Source organism: Acidobacteriota bacterium (genome assembly GCA_040754075.1).
Taxonomy (GTDB): Bacteria; Acidobacteriota; Blastocatellia; order UBA7656; family UBA7656; genus JBFMDH01.
Genome location: JBFMDH010000015.1, coordinates 151,589 through 169,534, shown reverse-complemented (window position 1 = coordinate 169,534; position 17,946 = coordinate 151,589). Strand labels below are relative to the sequence as shown.

16 protein-coding genes are annotated in these 17,946 nt (G+C 49.4%); 10 read left to right on the top strand and 6 right to left on the bottom strand.

Features of this window, described 5'->3' with window-relative positions:
• Positions 1-380 precede the first annotated feature (380 nt).
• The gene (locus AB1757_17415) at positions 381-2,456 is read left to right on the top strand and encodes a response regulator (protein ID MEW6128820.1); all 2,076 of its coding nucleotides are present in this window, start codon (positions 381-383) and stop codon (positions 2,454-2,456) included.
• Positions 2,457-2,626: 170 nt separating this feature from the next.
• On the opposite strand, the gene AB1757_17410 is transcribed toward AB1757_17415, so the two are convergent.
• Entirely contained in the window at positions 2,627-3,004 is a 378-nt protein-coding gene (locus AB1757_17410) for a DUF4189 domain-containing protein (GenBank protein MEW6128819.1), read from the bottom strand.
• 304 nt (positions 3,005-3,308) lie between these two features.
• On the opposite strand from AB1757_17410, the gene AB1757_17405 reads away from it, so the two are divergent.
• From AB1757_17405 to AB1757_17370, 8 genes are all read left to right on the top strand, one after another.
• Positions 3,309-5,987, top strand: a complete 2,679-nt coding sequence (locus tag AB1757_17405; protein MEW6128818.1) for a valine--tRNA ligase — start codon at positions 3,309-3,311, stop codon at positions 5,985-5,987.
• Positions 5,988-6,275: 288 nt separating this feature from the next.
• Entirely contained in the window at positions 6,276-7,127 is an 852-nt protein-coding gene (gene nadC / locus AB1757_17400; GenBank protein MEW6128817.1) for a carboxylating nicotinate-nucleotide diphosphorylase, read from the top strand.
• A 50-nt stretch (positions 7,128-7,177) separates the two neighbouring features.
• The gene (locus AB1757_17395; GenBank protein ID MEW6128816.1) at positions 7,178-7,582 is read left to right on the top strand and encodes a hypothetical protein; all 405 of its coding nucleotides are present in this window, start codon (positions 7,178-7,180) and stop codon (positions 7,580-7,582) included.
• 9 nt (positions 7,583-7,591) lie between these two features.
• Entirely contained in the window at positions 7,592-8,401 is an 810-nt protein-coding gene (locus AB1757_17390; protein MEW6128815.1) for a biotin--[acetyl-CoA-carboxylase] ligase, read from the top strand.
• Positions 8,402-8,550: 149 nt separating this feature from the next.
• Positions 8,551-9,321, top strand: a complete 771-nt coding sequence (locus AB1757_17385) for a type III pantothenate kinase (GenBank protein ID MEW6128814.1) — start codon at positions 8,551-8,553, stop codon at positions 9,319-9,321.
• Between the two features lie 55 nt (positions 9,322-9,376).
• A complete protein-coding gene (locus tag AB1757_17380) occupies positions 9,377-10,060 on the top strand; it encodes a hypothetical protein (protein MEW6128813.1) in 684 nt (227 codons plus the stop codon).
• A gap of 66 nt (positions 10,061-10,126) precedes the next feature.
• Positions 10,127-10,708 (top strand): YdeI/OmpD-associated family protein, encoded by a 582-nt coding sequence (locus tag AB1757_17375; GenBank protein MEW6128812.1) that lies wholly within the window; start codon positions 10,127-10,129, stop codon positions 10,706-10,708.
• A 97-nt stretch (positions 10,709-10,805) separates the two neighbouring features.
• Positions 10,806-11,918, top strand: a complete 1,113-nt coding sequence (locus AB1757_17370) for an aminotransferase class I/II-fold pyridoxal phosphate-dependent enzyme (GenBank protein ID MEW6128811.1) — start codon at positions 10,806-10,808, stop codon at positions 11,916-11,918.
• A gap of 129 nt (positions 11,919-12,047) precedes the next feature.
• Here AB1757_17370 and AB1757_17365 read toward each other — a convergent pair whose 3' ends face one another.
• The 5 genes from AB1757_17365 to AB1757_17345 all read right to left on the bottom strand — a co-directional run bounded on the left by AB1757_17365 (position 12,048) and on the right by AB1757_17345 (position 16,106).
• Positions 12,048-12,671, bottom strand: a complete 624-nt coding sequence (locus AB1757_17365; GenBank protein ID MEW6128810.1) for a hypothetical protein — start codon at positions 12,669-12,671, stop codon at positions 12,048-12,050.
• Between the two features lie 341 nt (positions 12,672-13,012).
• Positions 13,013-13,282: a hypothetical protein gene (locus AB1757_17360; protein ID MEW6128809.1), complete on the bottom strand. Its 270-nt coding sequence runs from the start codon at positions 13,280-13,282 to the stop codon at positions 13,013-13,015.
• Between the two features lie 4 nt (positions 13,283-13,286).
• Complete coding sequence (locus AB1757_17355) at positions 13,287-13,478, bottom strand: hypothetical protein (protein ID MEW6128808.1); 192 nt, start codon at positions 13,476-13,478, stop codon at positions 13,287-13,289.
• 88 nt (positions 13,479-13,566) lie between these two features.
• Positions 13,567-14,715, bottom strand: coding sequence for a hypothetical protein (locus AB1757_17350; protein MEW6128807.1), 1,149 nt, complete (start codon positions 14,713-14,715; stop codon positions 13,567-13,569).
• The gene (locus AB1757_17345; GenBank protein MEW6128806.1) at positions 14,715-16,106 is read right to left on the bottom strand and encodes a tetratricopeptide repeat protein; all 1,392 of its coding nucleotides are present in this window, start codon (positions 16,104-16,106) and stop codon (positions 14,715-14,717) included. The genes AB1757_17350 and AB1757_17345 overlap by 1 nt, the downstream gene beginning before the upstream one ends.
• Before the next feature lie 924 nt (positions 16,107-17,030).
• Between AB1757_17345 and AB1757_17340 the strand changes: the two genes are divergently transcribed.
• Complete coding sequence (locus AB1757_17340) at positions 17,031-17,945, top strand: cytochrome c3 family protein (GenBank protein ID MEW6128805.1); 915 nt, start codon at positions 17,031-17,033, stop codon at positions 17,943-17,945.
• The last annotated feature ends 1 nt before the right edge of the window (position 17,946 follow it).

Below are 17,946 nucleotides of genomic sequence, written 5' to 3'. Positions count from 1 at the left end.
CATCGGCTTAGTCATAAGGCAAGGCTTCAAGTACCTGCCGGATGCGAGAAGAAAGTATAGTGCGCAACCGCTTGAAGGGCTCAAGCTCATCTTGCGGCGCTAATTCAGACTTTGTTACAGCCGTGGCAATTCCCATTAAAGTAGAGACATCCATAAAACGTCTATGGTATGATGCCGCGTGGGATTTATCGCAATCATCAAATAAAGTAAATGCCCTTACGATTGATTGGCACTTCTGAGTTGTTAGCCCCTAAGGAAAATTTTATTATTGCGAATTGAGCGAGCGCATCTCGGCTTGACGCAAACGAATCAACAGTCCTTAGGTTTTCAATCTTCGTTCAATTGCATTTGCCTGTAAGGGCACGGAGGGAAAGAGTGTGATGGGAAGCAGAATCTTATTAGCCGACGACAGCATTACGATTCAAAAGGTCGTCAATCTAACCTTTCAAGATGAAGGGATAGAGGTGGTCTCGGTCAGCAATGGCGATATGGCGGAACGGCGTTTAAAAGAGGTTCATCCAGACCTCGTTCTGGCGGACATTTTCATGCCCGGTAAAAACGGTTATGAACTATGCGAAACCATTAAACAAGACCCCGAACTTAATTCCGTTCCGGTGGTTTTGCTGGTCGGCGCTTTTGAGCCGTTTAACGAAGCCGAAGCGCGGCGTGTGCATGCCGATGCACACCTCACCAAACCGTTTGAATCCCGCGTGCTGGTTGAAACCGTCAAATCCTTGATTGACAAACATCCGAAAGCCGCTTCATCGGTCAACCACACCCAACCGGTAACGCCTCAGGCATCGCCATATCAAACCAAACCGGAAATGAATGCCTTTCCCCCTCAGCCAAGCATTCCGGTTCCGCCGTTCAATCTGGATACGGCATTAATGGGCGACCCTTTTCCACCGGCGTTGACGCATCAGGAAGTTCCGCCGCTCGCGCCGCAACCGCTGCCACAGGAAGCGACCTTTACGCCGACCGCCGTCACCAATTTCACCGAAGCCGCGCCGTTGACCGAGGCTTTTCCGCCGGTATTCGTGAATGAACCGATGCAGGAACAGCCGGAATTTTCTCTGACCGCGCCATCACAACCGGCGCAGTGGGAAACCACGAATCAAGCGGAAACCACGTTTCAGATTGATGAGCCTATCAATCTCGACCCGATGCTTTCAACGTTCGCCGAGCAACAGAACTCGGTTGATTCGACGCTTGTGCTTGGCAGCTATATGCCTGAAACCGCAAACATCAATCCAGACACCAACCCGCTTGATGACCGTTCAGCCGATTTCGAGCCGGTTGAAGCTCCGCAACCATCTGCTGCAAACGGCGGGTTTGATTTTGAGGTTGAATATCCACAACCATCGACATCCATTGCCGACACATTCGTTACCGAACCGCTTAACCAGCCGGTTGCGGTTGCCGAATCGAAATTCACCACCAATGAATTGGAACCCACTCCGGTTGAATCTGACGGGCTTCATCACCAAGCCGCAACCCTGCCCGAACCGACATTCACCACCGAAAACGATTTATCTGCGGTTGCGGCGAATTCAGAACTTCTCGCTACGGATGAACCACTCGGCGATATTCTGGATAATCCCCTGCCGGTGGATGCGACACTCAGTGCGTCCTCGCCACTGGAACTCGAAGATGCCTATGTTGAAACGGCATCAGCGCAGATGGATGCGACACCCGAACCGCAAACCGTTCCCGCACCGGTTACTGAAATTGAACTCGGTAATACTCAGGCTACACCGATAGAAATGACGGTTGATGCCGATTCCGTTCAACCTTCGGTTGAGCCAACCACGAAGACGATGCCGGCATTCAATGAATTCAATTTTACAACTCAGGAACCGGAAACTTTTGAATCCGCACCGGCAGCAGGCGAGCCGATTGCAACTGCGGATGCCCTGCAAGATTCGCCAGTGACCACAGCTTATGAAATCGTTCAACCAGCGGACGCGCCGGTTGCTGAATTGCCGCCGCAGGTATTTCAATCCGCAACCGAAGCGGCGGTAGCAGAGAATCATTTGACCGAGACCCCTTCATCCTTTAACGGGCTTGATCAAGCGGTCACCGAACCGGTTGCGATGATGACCGATTTCACGCCGGTCAATCTGGAAACCGCCGCCCCGCTGCAACCGGTAGTAGAAGCGGTCGCGCCGGTCGCAGCGCCCAAAGAAACTCATGTGGTAAATCAGGATGCACCCCAGGCTTTAGCTATTCAGCAAGATTCCGTTCAGGAACTCCCTTCTTCAACCTCACCGAAAGAAGTAACTCATCAAGGAGGAGCAATGTCACAAGAACTGATTGATGAAATTGTCCGTCGCGTCGTCGCTCAATTGAGCGACCGTGTGGTACGCGAAATCGCGTGGGAAGTCGTGCCCGATTGTGTTGAACGCGTCGTCAGTAATTTGACTAAAGAAGGTTTGACCAGCAAATTGGCTAACTAGAGCCGGGCGCTACAAATTATTAAACCGCTTTAGCATAAAAAAAGATGAAGCAAGAATCGCTGGTTCTTGCTTCATCTTTTTTATTTGCAGGGCAATGATTTTTTGTAGAGAAAATCATTGCGCGCTTTTTGCAAATTTTTTATCGGGGGTGAACTCGAAGATGGTTCGCCTCATCTTGAGGTGCAAGCCCATTGCACAATCCGGCAACCGCCGCCGCGTTTACGGCATTCTGCAAGCGCCTTGCCTTCGGCTTCACTTCTTGAAGCGCCAATTGCCCAGCCATATCCTTTGTCGCCTTTTGCCAATGCGCCGCACCCATTGACGAACCAGACGACTGCCTGACAATCGCGCACCCCGCATCTTTCAACCGCCGAATTGATAGCCTGCGCTTCGGTTGCATAGTCGTATGAATAGCCGATTCTTCCTGATGATTTTGAATAAGCAATCGCTCCCCAGTTGTTGCGCCTGCTGCTATGCAAACCGCCGCTTGCCAGAACAACCGATACCCACCACAAAGCCAGAAATACCGCCAAGAGAATTTTTTTCACTTTCACGCTCCCAAAGTTTTGATGCACTGCCGAACTGATTTTTTTCAGTCGGGCGATTGTACCCGATTCATTCAAACTTTTCGCCTCTAATTTTTATCGCACAGGTTTCAAGAGGTTCACATACATTCACCTATCGCTTTTATCAATGAAAATAATTTATCCCCGGATTAAACGGATTGGGCGGATTACTTTGTACGTCTCATCTCTTCAATCCCAAGCGCAAGGTTGACCATCGCTCATTCATCCTTTTTAATTTGAGGTTTAATCATTAAATCACTTTACAGAGAGAATATACTTAAACCATATGATTGAAATTCCGAAAGCTTACGAACCGCATAGCGTTGAACAGAAGTGGTATCCCATCTGGAAAGATAAAGGCTATTTCAAGCCGACGGGCGACGGCAAAACCTACACCATCACCATCCCGCCGCCTAATGTCACGGGATCGCTGCACATCGGGCACGCGCTCTGTTACACGATTCACGACACCTTGATTCGCTGGAAACGCATGCAGGGGTTTAAAACCCTTTGTCTGCCGGGCACCGACCACGCAGGCATCGCCACGCAAAATGTGGTTGAAAGAAAAATCAAAAACGAACAGCACAAATCACGTCACGATTTGGGTCGTGAAAAACTGGTCGAACAAATCTGGGACTGGGTCAACGAATACGGCAATGTCATCATCGAGCAGATGTACAGGCTCGGTTGTTCATTCGATTGGAGCCGTTTGCGCTTCACGCTGGATGACGCTTATGTTGACGCGGTGTTGGAATGTTTCGTTGACTGGTGGAACAAAGGCTACATCTATCGCGGCAACCGCATCACCAACTGGTGCCCGCGATGTATGACCGCTATCTCCGACATCGAAATTGACCGTCAAGACCGCAAAGGTCATCTCTATCACTTGCGTTACCCTTATAAAGACGGCTCTGGGTTCGTCGTGGTCGCCACCACCCGCCCCGAAACCATGCTTGGCGATACAGGCGTTGCGGTAAACCCCAAAGACGAACGCTACGCGGAGCATATCGGCAAAACCCTTATCCTGCCGCTTGTCGGGCGCGAAATTCCTTTGGTCGCCGATGAGTTTGTGGAAAAAGAATTCGGCACCGGCGCAGTGAAAGTCACGCCCGCGCACGACGCCAACGACTACGAGTGCGGATTGCGCCACAATCTCGCGCAGGTTGTGGTGATTGATGAACACGCGAAGATGACCGCAGATGCAGGCGCGGCTTACGCAGGGCTTGACCGTTTCGAGGCGCGCAAAAAAGTCGTGGCTGACCTCGAAGCCCAAGGCTTGGTCGAAAAAATCGAAGATTACACGGTGCCCACGGCGCTTTGCGACCGCTGTAAAACGGTCATCGAACCGCGTCTTTCCGAGCAGTGGTATGTGAAGATGAAAGAACTCGCGCAACCGGCAATCGATTGCGTAAAAGATGGACGTGTGCGTTTTGTGCCTGAACGCTATACGCGCATTTATCTCAACTGGATGGAAAACATCAAAGACTGGTGCATCTCGCGGCAGTTGTGGTGGGGGCATCGCATACCGGTCTGGTACACCGAAGACGGCGAACAATTTGCCGCTAAAAACGAAGCCGAAGCCCGCGAGAAAGCCGGTGGCAAAGCGGTGCGGCAAGATGAAGACGTACTCGACACCTGGTTTTCATCTGCGCTCTGGCCCCATGCGACGCTCGGTTGGCCCGATAAAACCGCCCCTGACCTGAAAGAGTTTTACCCGACCGATGTGTTGATTACGGCGCAGGAGATTCTTTACCTGTGGGTGGCGCGAATGATAATGACCGGGCTTTATTTTGAGCAGCAGATTCCCTTTCAAGACGTTTACATTTACGCGACCGTGCTCGACCACAAAGGCGAACGCATGAGCAAAAACAAAGGCAACGGCGTTGACCCGCTCGAAGTGATTGAACTCTACGGCGCGGATGCTTTGCGTTTTGCTTTGCTGGCGCGTTGCGCCAAAGGTCAGGATATACGCTTTGCGCCGCTTGAACGCGACAAAGAAACCGATAAACCCGTGCGCCATAAACAGGTCGAAGAGGCGCGCAATTTCGCCAATAAAATCTGGAACGCCTCGCGTTTCGTGATGATGAATCTCGGTTCGGGCGCGGGCATCGAAGCCAAATGGATTGCCTCCGATGGGTTGGCTGACCGCTGGATTCTTGACCGTTTGAATGAAACGACTAAAGAAGTGACCGCCGCGCTCGATGATTATCGAATGAATGATGCGGCGCAAACGCTTTATCGTTTCTTCTGGGATGATTTCTGCGATTGGTACATCGAACTCTCGAAGTCGGCAGTCACCTCGCAAGAAGACACCGACGAAGTGCGCGCCGCGCGTTGTCGCATTGTTTATATTCTCGAAAAGAGTTTGCGATTACTGCATCCGTTGATGCCGTTTGTCACCGAAGAAATCTGGCAGCGTCTGCCGCACGAAGGCGAGTCGGTTTCCATCAGCAGTTTCCCGACTGCTGACGCCGCGCACGAAGATGAGGAAGCGCGCGCGCGCATGGGTGTGTTAATCGGCGTGATTAGCAAGTTGCGTAATATTCGTTCGGAGGTCAATATTGCGGCTTCCGCGAAAATCAATGTAACGTTGGCGACCGCAGACGCTGTGACCAAACAGTTAATCAATGGCAACGCTGAAAACATCAAGCGTCTGGTTCGCATTGAAGAATTGACCATTGCCGATGCTTTGCCGGAGATAAAAAATTCGGCGCGGGGGATTGTCGCAAATGTCGATTTGCTCGTTCCGCTCGAAGGTTTGATTGACGTCGAAAAAGAGAAAGACCGCATCAACAAAGAGATTGCCAAACGTGAGAAGGAACTTGGCGGACTGGCAGGTCGTTTAAACAATCCGTCGTTTGTTGAACGCGCCGCCGCCGATGTTGTCCAACAGGCACGCGACCGGCAAGCGGAACTTACGGACGAAATCGAAAAATTACAGGCGAGTTTGAAAAATTTCAGTTAAACATAACGACAACCAATGTCCAGAGATGGAATTGAAAGATGTTTAAAAGCCCCGAAGGGACAATGGCATTAAGTTAAGACTGGGAGCGCGGACATCCACGTCCGCTCCGGTTACTACCGAGACTTGCGGACGTGGACGTCTGCGCTCCCAGTAAGAGATTTTCTTTAACTTAATGCCATTGCCTTTCGGGGTTGAGCGAATTCAGAACTAAATAGTTTCAAACAACTCACTAGACTGACAAAACTCGCTGGACTGGCAAGACTCGCCGGACTCGCTAGACTAGAAAATATGCAACTCGACCAATCAATCATCTACGCTTACGTTTCCGATTTTTTAAAAGAAGACTTGGGGCGCGGCGACATCACTTCGCAAGCCACCGTGCGCGGCGGCACACGCGGGCGCGGAAAGTTTTTAGCCAAACAGGATTTGGTGCTTTGCGGCATCGAACTCGCCGAAGCCGTATTCATCGCGCTCGACCCGGACATTCGCCTGGAATCATTTGCTTTTGATGGCGACACGATTAACAAAGGCACGGTCTTTGCGCAGGTCGAAGGCTTGGCGACCACGCTGCTTGCGGGCGAACGCACGGCACTCAATCTACTGCAACGCTTATCGGGCATTGCAACCTTGACACGCGCTTTTGTTGAAAAAATCGCCGGCACCAGAGCCAGAGTCGCCGATACGCGAAAGACCACGCCGGGGCTTCGTCTGCTTGAAAAATACGCGGTGAGCGTCGGCGGCGGCACTAATCATCGTTTCGGATTGGACGATGGCGTGTTAATCAAAGATAATCACATCGCGCTTGCCGGAGGTGTTCGTCGGGCAATTGAATACGCCAGAGAGACGGCGCATCATTTGCTCAAAATCGAAGTCGAAATTGCTCACCAAACGCAACTCGCGGAGGCGCTCGCGGCACGAGCCGATGTCATCATGCTCGACAACATGAACCCGGATGAATTGCGTGAATGTGTGAAGATGATTCGCGATGCCGCGCCCAATGTTTTGATCGAAGCTTCAGGCGGCGTCAATTTGAACACCGTGCGCGAGATTGCCGAAACCGGCGTGGATTTAATTTCGGTTGGCGCGATGACCCATTCGGCAACCGCGATGGACATCAGTTTAAAAATCGCGCCAATATAAATTTTTGTTTATAGTCCGAGGAAAAAAATCAGGAGAGAAAGTTTTTAACCATGATTAATGGAACCGAAAGACTGCGTTTCGACCATGTAAAGGTTACAGATGAAACGGACAGCGAGTGCCTGATTGAAGTCGGTCTCACCTTTACCAGTCGCGCCATTCAAAAGACCGGCAACAGCAGCAAAGAGGCGATGCAGCAGTTGAAAGTCGTCGCCAGCCTCACGCTCGATGCCGTCAAGGAGGCTGTTGAAAATCGCTTCAATTGCCGCCTCGGCGATTTAGACCACGTTCACGCGCTCGGCAAAAATCTCATCGCCTTACTGGTCGATATTGATTTCGAGAACAAACAGGTGCAGGTCTTCGGCAGTTGTCCGATTACCACCAACGAACTGGATGCCACCGCAAAAGCGGCGCTCAATGCCACCAATCGTTTCGTCGAACTGGCAATGCGAAAATAACTTTCCGGCATGACAACCGAAGTTCCATCCCCTGTAAATATCTCCACGCGCCCGGATCATGAAAAGATTTTAGGCGCAACCACCCTTCATTTTGACACCCTCGATTCGACCAACACCGAGGCGCGCAAACTCGCAAACCAAGGCGCAGCCGAAGGGGTTTGCGTGGTCGCCCGCGAACAGACTGCCGGTAGAGGTCGCCTGGGGCGCAACTGGAATTCACCGGCAGGCGCAGGGCTTTACCTGTCAATCATCCTCAGACCCAACGCATCGCCGGCGCGCGCCGCGTTTATCACGCTCGCCGCCGCCATCGCGGTCGCCGAAACCTTGATACAGGATTTTCACACTCCAGCCGACATCAAATATCCGAATGACATTCTGGTAAACGGCAAAAAAATCTGCGGCATATTGGTCGAATCGTCCATCACCGAAAATAAATTGGAATATGCCATTCTCGGCATCGGCGTAAACATCGCGCAACCGGATTTTCCCGATGAATTAAAAACCATCGCCACATCGCTTCGCATCGAAGCGAACCTCGGCATCACGCCCGACGAGTTTCTTGAACCGTTACTCGTAAAATTAAATCACTGGTACATAGAGGCGCTCGCCAACCCAGCGGCAATCATCGAAGGTTGGCAAACACTTTCAAGTTACGCGCGCGACGCGAAAATCCGCGTCATCTCAAACGATTCGATAATCGAAGGCACGACGCGCGGTTTAACCGCTAGCGGCGCATTACTCGTCGAACTTGACGATGGTCAAATACGCGAGATCGTTTCAGGCGACATCACAATAAGAAGTCTGGAGTCTGGAGTCTGAAGTCTGGAGTCGAAAACGATGAACGATGAAGTAGGAACGATGAACAATAGAGCGTTAGTAATACATACTCTGAACCTCTATTGTTCATCGTTCATCGTACCTACTTCATACTTTCTTACAGACTCCAGACTCTCGACTCATGAGGATTTATGTTACTGGTTCTTGATGTAGGAAATTCCAATACCACACTTGGTTTGTATGACGGCAACACGTTGGCGCAAAGCTGGCGACTCACCAGCGAACGTCAACGCACAGTCGATGAATACGGCATGATGTGCCGGTCGCTTCTGCACCTTTGCGATTTGCCTTCGACAACCATCACCGACATGGCGATTTCATCGGTGGTGCCGCCGCTTGATTTCACGCTGTTCAAGATGGCGGAAAAGTTTTTCAATTTGAAGCCGCTGTTTGTCAACACGGCGAATGCCGGAATGCCGGTGTTGATTGATAACCCATCGGAAGCCGGTTCGGATAGAATCGTCAACGCCGTAGCCGCTTATGAAAAATACGGTGGTCCCTGCATTATCGTTGATTTCGGCACAGGGACGAATTTCGATGTGGTGTCCGGGCAGGGCGAATTCATCGGCGGCGTCATCTGTCCCGGCATACAGATTTCGGCAGACGCGCTCTTTCAACGCGCCGCGCGACTTTATCGTGTAGACATTCGCCATCCCGAAAAAGTCATCGGCACCAGCACGACTGCGTGTTTGCAATCGGGATTGTATTTCGGCAGCATCGGTCTGGTTGACGGCATCCTTGAGCGAATGATTGATGAACTCGGCGAAAAGCCGCATATCCTGGCGACCGGCGGCTTGGCATCGTTAATCGGCAAAGGCTCACGTTTGATTGAAACCATCGATCAGGATTTAACTCTCGAAGGCTTGCGAATGATTTACCAGCGCAATCAATCAGCGGAGTAGTGAAACTACTATGAATCAAGATCAAATTAGTTAGGGTGAATTTTTCATCGGATGGGTGCCGCCAAAAGCTATATTCGATGGCAACGTATCTGATCTCATTGAAATTGCAGATGCCTCAAAAGACCGTATTTTAGGTAACAGAGTGCTCACAAATAAAACTGTGGCGGTTTGTTTTATTGGATTAGCCTCCTACTTTGAAGCTTTCTGCAAACATCAATTTGCTGCAGCCATAAATATATGTCCTCAGATTCTAAGCAACTTCATAAAAAAAAGAGGCGATGACTCTAATTCTCTAAAAGATGTGTTTAAAATCAAAGAGACAATTAATTTTACACTGGGGTCACTTTTATCAGAGAAATATGATTTCGGCTCAGCCAAAGCTATTAACAGCTTATACTTTGATCTTTTAGGTATAACACCTTTTACAAGTACCGAGGTCAAGAAGTATGCCGAGTTTTTAAAAGATAGAAATTTACTTGTTCACGATGGGGGGATTTACACATATAAATACCACGAGCAGAAACTCAATTCAACGCCCCCCAGAGGCTTAGTTCATGCTCAGTCGCTCGGTGTAACGAAAACTGATTTTAATAACTGGGCGGGTTTTCTCCAAAAAATTGCAGAAAAGATGGCGAAAGCAACAAACAAATCAATGAAAGATTTTATCAATCGCCAAAATATTGTATTACATGAGGAACAAGAGCGAGCTATCGAATATATATCTTGGGAATCATCTTAGTTAAGAAACAGCGAGTTTAATCTCTCAAAAATTTTCAACGCAATCCAAGATTACAAATTTATCGCTATGAGCGCAAAGTTTTTTAAAACCTTGGAAGAATTTCGCAAATGGTTGGCAAAGCATCACGCCAGCGAAACCGAATTATGGGTCGGGTATTATAAAAAAGGCACTGGCAAAGCCACACTCACCTGGCAGCAATCCGTGGACGCGGCGCTTTGTTATGGCTGGATTGACGGACTCAAACGCACCGTTGATGAAGCGCGTTATATGATTCGCTTCACGCCGCGAAAAGCGACCAGCGCCTGGAGCGCGATTAACATTGCCCGCGTCGGTGAACTCACGAAAATGGGACTGATGAGGGAGGCGGGACGCAAAGCTTTCGCGGCGCGAAAAGACCATAAATCGGTCATCTATTCTTACGAACAAAAAAATGTCGAACTGCCTATCGAATACGTTGAACAGTTCAAAGCGCGAACGAAAGCCTGGGCGTTTTTTCAATCGCAACCGGCTGCCTATCGCAAAGCGGCAAACTGGTGGGTCGCAAGCGCCAAACGCGAAGAAACACAAGTGAAGCGATTTGAAAAATTGCTGGCGTGTTCGGAAAACTCTGCGAGGCTTCCTCAATTCACGCGCCCCAAAAAGAGATAGTCAAACCTCGAAATCTCGCATAAAATTTTCCCACTTCAAAACCAGCCGGTTCGCAAAGAGAGGAAAATAACAACTCATAATTTCTCAAAGGAAACCGATGAACATTGCACCATTTAAAATCGAACGCTATTTCGCCAAATATGAATTCAACGTCGAGTATCTGTTGTGCAGTTCCGATTGCCAATCAATGACCATCGAAGATTTGCTTGCGTTTGAACCGCAGGCTAAAGATGCCTTGCAAAAACACTGGCTCGGTTATACGGAATCAATGGGCGCGCCCGCTTTGCGCCGCGAAATCTCGCGCATTTATTCCACTATTCAACCCGATGAAGTGCTGGTGCACACTGGCGCGGAAGAAGCGATTTTTTTATTCATGCACGCAACCCTTGAGCGCGGCGACCACCTCATCGTTCACACCCCTTGTTATCAATCGCTCGTTGAAGTGGCGCGCAGCATCGGTTGTGAAATTACCGCGTGGCAGGCGCGGGAAACCAACGGTTGGGCGCTTGATGTTGATGACCTCAAACGCGCCCTGCGTCCGAATACCAAAGCCGTGGTTCTCAACACGCCACACAACCCGACGGGCTTTTTGATGGCGCAGGAAGATTTCCGTGAAGTAAGTCGCCTCACCGAAGAACGTGGCATCATTCTGTTTTCCGATGAAGTCTATCGCGAGAGCGAATATCAAATCAGTGACCGCTTGCCTGCGGCTTGCGACATCAATCAACAGGCGGTGTCGCTTGGCGTGCTCTCGAAAACTTACGGACTTCCGGGACTGAAAATCGGTTGGGTCGCCACGCACAACGCCGAAATCTATAGGCGCATGGCAAAGCTCAAAGATTACACGACGATTTGCAACAGCGCGCCGAGCGAATTTCTTGCTGAACTTGCCTTGCGTCACCGAGAAAAACTTGCAAGGCGCAACCTCGACATCATCGCTCACAATTTGTCGTTGTTAGATGATTTCTTCACTCGCTATCCAGAGCAATTCAACTGGGTGCGCCCCAAGGCAGGACCGATTGCTTTTCCGCGATTGCTTCGTGGAGAGATTGATGCGTTTTGCGAAGAATTGGTAACGAAAGCCGGTGTATTACTCTTACCGGGCAGCGTCTATGACGACCGGGGCAATCATTTCCGAATTGGCTTCGGGCGAAAAAATTTACCGGAAGCTCTCGCTCGCGTCGAAGCGTTTTTGCGAACACCGCGCTAGCGCCATTGCAATCCAATTGACCGAACTGAGGAAGCGACCAACGACCACAATTTAACTAAACGCCACTCCTGGTTTCGGCATTCGCTTCTCCCACCGAAGCACGCCTGATTTTTGCTGGTCAGTATGTTTTTATTTTCGCTCGCTTTCTCCCTGTGGTCCTACCGCTGCGCCGATGACAGTCATTTGCATGCCGCACTGTCCATCGTCTCCGCCATCGCTGTCAAACTTATCAAATTTAATCAGTATCGTGTACATACGACTATCTCCGGGGCCAACCCAGGGACGGTAAATTGCGGTGCTACCGGTAATCGTTTTTGGCGAACTGACCTGCTGGGCATAATTGTATGCCACCAACAATGGGCCGGATGCGGAACCTTGACGGACTTCGAGTTTCAAATCATTCATCTTGCTGCGCCAGATACCCAGCGTTTTAACTCCCGCCACCCTCGCCGTAAACTTCACATTGAAATTGCCCCAGGGAGTGCGAATAGCATTCTTTGACCAGAGGTGTGAAGACGGGCAATCATAAGTAGCGGTACAATCGAAATTCAGCGGCAGTTTGACCACCGTTGATTTGCCGCTGTTTCCGTCCGCCCAGAGAATGGTGCCAAGATCAATGGTGCTTTCGCTGCCACTGTCCGCAATAATTTTGCCGGTAACGGAACTGGTAATGTCACAACTGAAGCTTCCGGCAAAAGCTACGCAAACCGCCAAAAATATCATCGTCATCGTGATGATTAATTTTCTGTACATAGGAGTATCCTCCTTAATTTTTTGCGGATCTAATCGAAGATAGTTAATTCAAACGCAAAAAACATACCAGTCGAGGGGGGTTTGAAACGACGTAATTTTGGCAGATTAAGGTTATTTTTTCAGTTTATCGCAGGAAAAGCATAAGCAAATTTCCTGACCTGCGAATAATTCCCTAGCCTGTGGGAAAATTCGCTTTCAGGGGTTGTCGCCGGAGCATTGTTTTTAAGGATTCAGGTAGCGTAAACCTATGCCGGATTTTTAATGCTTTCTATTCGGTTGAACTACCGGTTTTTTTCAAACCTTCGTTGGCGCCTTTGATGGCGAGTTCGGCTTTACAAAGGTTAATCCATCTCTTTGTCTATCGGAGGCGGGGAAGTCGAAGATAATCGTCGCTCGAATTTAAGCAGTTGATTTTCTAATCGTAATTCTATTTTTTCACGTTCGGCGGTTTCGCGTTCATTGAGGCGTTGGAGTTCAAAAGCAAGGCGTTGAACCGCAACCGTCAAAGTTTTCAATTCCTGGCGAATCGCTTCCAACTCTTTTTCATGCTTATCAACCTTTTGTGTCAGGGCGAAGAGCCTGGACAAAACTTCATAGAGTTTCTTCCACATTCAATCAACCTACCTTTAGCGATTCACAAATTTGCTCAAGCATGGCTTGCGTTTCGACTCGCATGTCGGAAATATGCGCCCAGCGCTTCTCATGCTCTTCATCCAGCTTTCTCAAACTGTTCAGCAGGTTATCAATCGCCGACTCAAAGTTGGCAGCTTCGGATTCGGGAATCTCTAAAGTAATGGTTTTATTCATGGCTGTTCGCTCCACGAAAAGTCTAGCATACCGCTCAGGCGAAACCCATTCTTTCATTAAATTCGCAACCCTATCGAGTTGTTGGCTATCAACTACCGGCTTTTTTCAAACCTTCGTTGGCGCCTTTGATGGCAAGTTCGGCTTTTTCAATGGCGTCGCCGAGGGCTTCCTTTTCTTTATCATTTTTCATTTCGGCTTCGAGGTTATGCAGCATCTTCAAATGCTCTTCGGTGGCGTCGCGTAAAACCTTCAACGCTTTGACAACGAATGAAGCTTTGGGATTGCGTTCATAAGCGTCATCGAGTTTCGCCATTGCTTCATCGACGGTTCGCGCATAATCGTTCAAATAACCGGCGCGCGTGCGTTCAGGGAGTTTGCCCCATTTGCGCTCTTCTTCTTCCGCCTGCTTTTGCGCCTTTTTATCGTCCGTTGTCATGGGCGGTTTGGTAATCGCATTCAAGCGGCGGTCAGCGATTTTCATAAACACCTTCATGCGTAAATCCGGTTGTTGCGCTTCGCGAACATAGCCATCCTCTTCTTCGGTCAGGTAATCGTTGGCAAGTTGGGTCGCATTGATTAAATAATCGCGATTCATCGCGCCTTGACGATGAGCAAAATTTCCCTCGACGCGCATCGGTGAAAAAAAGAAAAAGGCACCGCTATCGGATGGTTTTTTGGGTTTATTTTTTTCCGGGTCGGTGATGACTTCGCCGGCATCGAACGAAGCGTTCAAAGCGTCGGCGCGAATCTGTTTGGCGTGTTTAACCGCGACTTGTGAAAACGGCAGGATTTCACGGGTCGAATAACGTTCAATCAAATCGAGGGTTCGTAATTGTTTTAAAATTGCCTGCTCGACCTTTTTGGCGAGTTTACGTTTTTCACCGGATTGCGAAAAAGCCCGCTCTTTCGCGGCATCCAGCGCTTTGTTGTAAATGTCGAGTTCGCGCAGACTATCTTCATATTTTTCGCCCATCACCGCATTGTAAGCCAGATTGAGGTGCGCATCGCTGATTTTCAAATAAATTTCAACCAGTTTTTTCGCGCTATTCTCTTTATCAATCATCGTCTTTTCGGCAGGCGCGAGCAGTTGCGCGAGCGGCGTGGGGTCAACCGGAATCGGCGGCTCATCCTGCGCCTGCGCCGGCAATCCGAAAATCACCGAAACCAATGCCAGCAATAAAATTTTAATGGCGAGAAATTTCAACAATGTAGCCGGATTGTTTAATCTCTTCTTCATTATGATTTTCCTTTTGCAGGAGATTTGCACTTCCCTTCCTTACTCATTTTTTGCAACAAACTTAAACGCAGATTCGCGTCCTTAATCTCTTCGGCGTTGGTTTTGGCATCGGCGCGACGCGCGAATTCCTGATAGGCGCGCGTCGCCTGTGGACAATCACCGATGCGGTCAAAACAGATGCCCAGGAAAAAATAGCTCGCGGCAATTTCCGGTTTGGTGCTGATTAACCAGATGAATGCCTGCGCGGCTTGCGGATATTGATTCAACTTAAAAAGCGCCGTCGCCAGGCTCGCATGTGCCGGATAATTTTTCGGTTCGCGTTGAATCGCTTCGCTCAAGACCGACAACGCCTCCTGATATTTCATCGAACGCACCAGAGCAGCGCCCAGTTGAACGCGCGCCCGGTTGTTTGCCGCATCGATTTGCAAAGCGCGACGGTAAAACCCTGCGGCTTTTTCCGGTTCGCTTTCAAACAGGTCGCCTGCAACCTCCAGCAATTTCGCGTTGTTTGGCTGCACCTTGAGCAGTTTATCGATTTCCGTTGCCGCCTCATCCGCCTGATTATTTTTCACCAGCGCCTGCGCCAGTTCAATGCGCACATTCAGGTCATCGGGTTTTTCGCGCAGTAAACCGCGATAGATAGTGATGGCTGCTACCATTTGTCCGGCGCGCAGATTCAACCCTGCCATTTGCAGCGCGAGTTCACGTGACGGTTGCAACTGGTAAGCGGCGGAATAATCGGCAAGCGCTTTAGCGAAATCGCCGCGTTTTTCGTAGAGCCGGGCGCGGCCTTCGAGCGCCGTCGGGTGATTGGCTTGCAATTCCAATGCGCGGGAAAAACTCGCAAGCGCCTCGTCCAATTTATTCTGGCGTTCTTCAGCAATGCCGAGCAGCGCATAGGTCAAGGCGGTCGCTTCACCTTGTTCAATGGCGGCGCGAAGCTCAGTCGCAGCGCCGGCAAAATCGTGGGTTTTGATTAAAGCGCTGGCGTACATCATGCGCACCTCGCGCATTTTGGGGTCGAGTTCGACAGCGCGGGCGAACTGGCGCTTGGCATCTTCGTTGCGGTCTTTGTCCAGGTAAATTTGCCCGAGCAAGCGATAGGCGCGGGCAAAATCCGCTTTGAGTTCAATAACTTTTTTTAAGTCGCTTTCGCTTTCATCCGCCCGACCAAGTTGCAGTAAAGCTGTGGCGCGCTGGTAATAGATTTGAAAGACTGCGGGTTCGGCTTTGATGGCTTCGGTATAAAACCGCACCGCCGAAGTGAAATCGCCGCGTTCCTGGGCGTTTTGTCCGTTTTCAAAAGCCTGCGCGGCAATCTGCCGGGAATCTTGCGCGAAGACACCTATGATACATAAAAATAAAATTGCAATGGTTTGGATAGACCGCATGGAGTTTGAGAACCTCTCAGAAATCATAGCATCTGATGGTTAGCTATTCATAGTCTGTTGCACGGGAAGCAAACGCGGATGATTTTACCGCCGGATAGACCAGAGGAAAAGCCTGTACGTCAACTTGCGCAGGTGACGATTCAACGCTCAGTAGTTGCGAGGGAATTTATCTCAGCCGAGAAGAGATGGAATCAAACCCTATATGCAATCCGTCTTTTTTCATCTTGAAAAGTTTTTTCTATAACCTCGACTGGCATAATTTTTTCCTCACCGTGCAAGTAAAAATTCCTCAGTTCAGTAATTCTGCAAGTAAAAATTCCTCAACTTTGAGAAAAATTTACACCCATTTCCTGATAAACCTGTGGGCAGGTGTGAACTGCCATCAGCATGAAAATTTGTCTTCCACAATTTTTTTAATGCCGAATTACTCCCTAAATGATTGGTTGTTTATGAAATTTCGAGAGTTTTTTTCGCACCCCCACATCGGTTTGTAGGGGGGCGCATAGAAGTTGGCATGAGATTTGCAGAAAATCATTTGGCTGGTTGCTTGAGTTATACGGCAACACCAGGAAGTTGCTGCACAAAAAGTTCATTGATTAAAAAAATAATAGAGATCGCGAAGAGCAGAAGTAGAGTGAATGGACGTGCTGTAGTTCGGGGCAGAAGCGTAAGAACAAACATCAGTAGCGCTCCAAAAATTCCTACATTATCACCTCAAAGTTTGGTTGACTCTGCAAAAAAGCGACCGCTCCCTTAAAGCCTTATTCAGCCACAACCTGAAAATTAAGGCACATTACCGAGACAGATTTACCCGCACACGAGCCTGCCGGATGGCAGTAGGTTCGTAGTTTATCCACACCTTATTTCACCAAGAAGGCAATGCCGGATTTTGCCGAGTAAGAAGGGGTGTGTCTAAGAGGGGTTATGTCTGTCTTCAAATATATCAAAGCCACGCTGATTGGCATTTGGTTCATTAGCGCACTGGGGTGGATAACCATCGGTGCGCTGTCAAAAGCCTCTGCCATCAATGCCGCGTCAACCATTCGAGCCTTCGTCCGCGTCGCTGCTACTTCGACTGCTAAACATAAAAAAATCGGCAAAGCTGATTGCCAGGCTTGTCACGCCGCGTTAATCAAACACGCGAATGTTCATCCGGTCGCCGAAGGTTGCGACACCTGTCACGAATTCAAAGAGAATCAGGACACCGCCGAAGTCAAACTCATCGCCGAGGGTAATGAACTCTGTTACACCTGTCACAGCGAACAAAAAGAGGCGCTGGCAAATAAAAAAATCAAACACCTCGCTGCCGAGACCGATTGCCTCAGTTGTCATAATCCGCACGCTTCGGAAAACCCCAGGCTGTTAAACGACAAGAGTCCCGATTTATGCTTCACCTGTCACGCGGATAAACAGGAAGACTTTAGCAAAAAGAAATTTGCCCACGCGCCGATAAACGATTTGGGTTGTCAAATCTGTCACAATCCGCACGCTGCGGATTTTCCGACCTTGTTGAAAACCGATAAAGACGCGCTCTGCGTTGCCTGTCACAAAGCCAATTTCAAACATAAAGCGCAAGCCAACGGCGATTTACTGATTTTCGCAGACACGACGATTAACCCCGATTATCTGAGTAAGGCGAAAAAAATCATGTTGAATAGCGAAGGCAAGGGACACCCTTATATCGGGCATCCGACGATGAATGTCGCTGACCCTTCGCAAAAAGATAAAAAGATGTCCTGCACCAGTTGTCACAATCCGCATTTCGGCAACCATCAGCAAATGTTTCAACAAGACCTGCGCGGGCAACAGCTTTGCGACAAATGTCATAAGGAGAGATGAC

Coding starts and splice junctions, on each gene's coding strand:
- AB1757_17415 (MEW6128820.1), top strand. CDS start 381: ATGGGAAGCAGAATCTTATTAGCCGACGACAGCATTACGATTCAAAAG.
- AB1757_17405 (MEW6128818.1), top strand. CDS start 3,309: ATGATTGAAATTCCGAAAGCTTACGAACCGCATAGCGTTGAACAGAAG.
- nadC (MEW6128817.1), top strand. CDS start 6,276: ATGCAACTCGACCAATCAATCATCTACGCTTACGTTTCCGATTTTTTA.
- AB1757_17395 (MEW6128816.1), top strand. CDS start 7,178: ATGATTAATGGAACCGAAAGACTGCGTTTCGACCATGTAAAGGTTACA.
- AB1757_17390 (MEW6128815.1), top strand. CDS start 7,592: ATGACAACCGAAGTTCCATCCCCTGTAAATATCTCCACGCGCCCGGAT.
- AB1757_17385 (MEW6128814.1), top strand. CDS start 8,551: ATGTTACTGGTTCTTGATGTAGGAAATTCCAATACCACACTTGGTTTG.
- AB1757_17375 (MEW6128812.1), top strand. CDS start 10,127: ATGAGCGCAAAGTTTTTTAAAACCTTGGAAGAATTTCGCAAATGGTTG.
- AB1757_17370 (MEW6128811.1), top strand. CDS start 10,806: ATGAACATTGCACCATTTAAAATCGAACGCTATTTCGCCAAATATGAA.
- AB1757_17365 (MEW6128810.1), bottom strand. CDS start 12,671: ATGTACAGAAAATTAATCATCACGATGACGATGATATTTTTGGCGGTT.
- AB1757_17360 (MEW6128809.1), bottom strand. CDS start 13,282: ATGTGGAAGAAACTCTATGAAGTTTTGTCCAGGCTCTTCGCCCTGACA.
- AB1757_17355 (MEW6128808.1), bottom strand. CDS start 13,478: ATGAATAAAACCATTACTTTAGAGATTCCCGAATCCGAAGCTGCCAAC.
- AB1757_17350 (MEW6128807.1), bottom strand. CDS start 14,715: ATGAAGAAGAGATTAAACAATCCGGCTACATTGTTGAAATTTCTCGCC.
- AB1757_17345 (MEW6128806.1), bottom strand. CDS start 16,106: ATGCGGTCTATCCAAACCATTGCAATTTTATTTTTATGTATCATAGGT.
- AB1757_17340 (MEW6128805.1), top strand. CDS start 17,031: ATGTCTGTCTTCAAATATATCAAAGCCACGCTGATTGGCATTTGGTTC.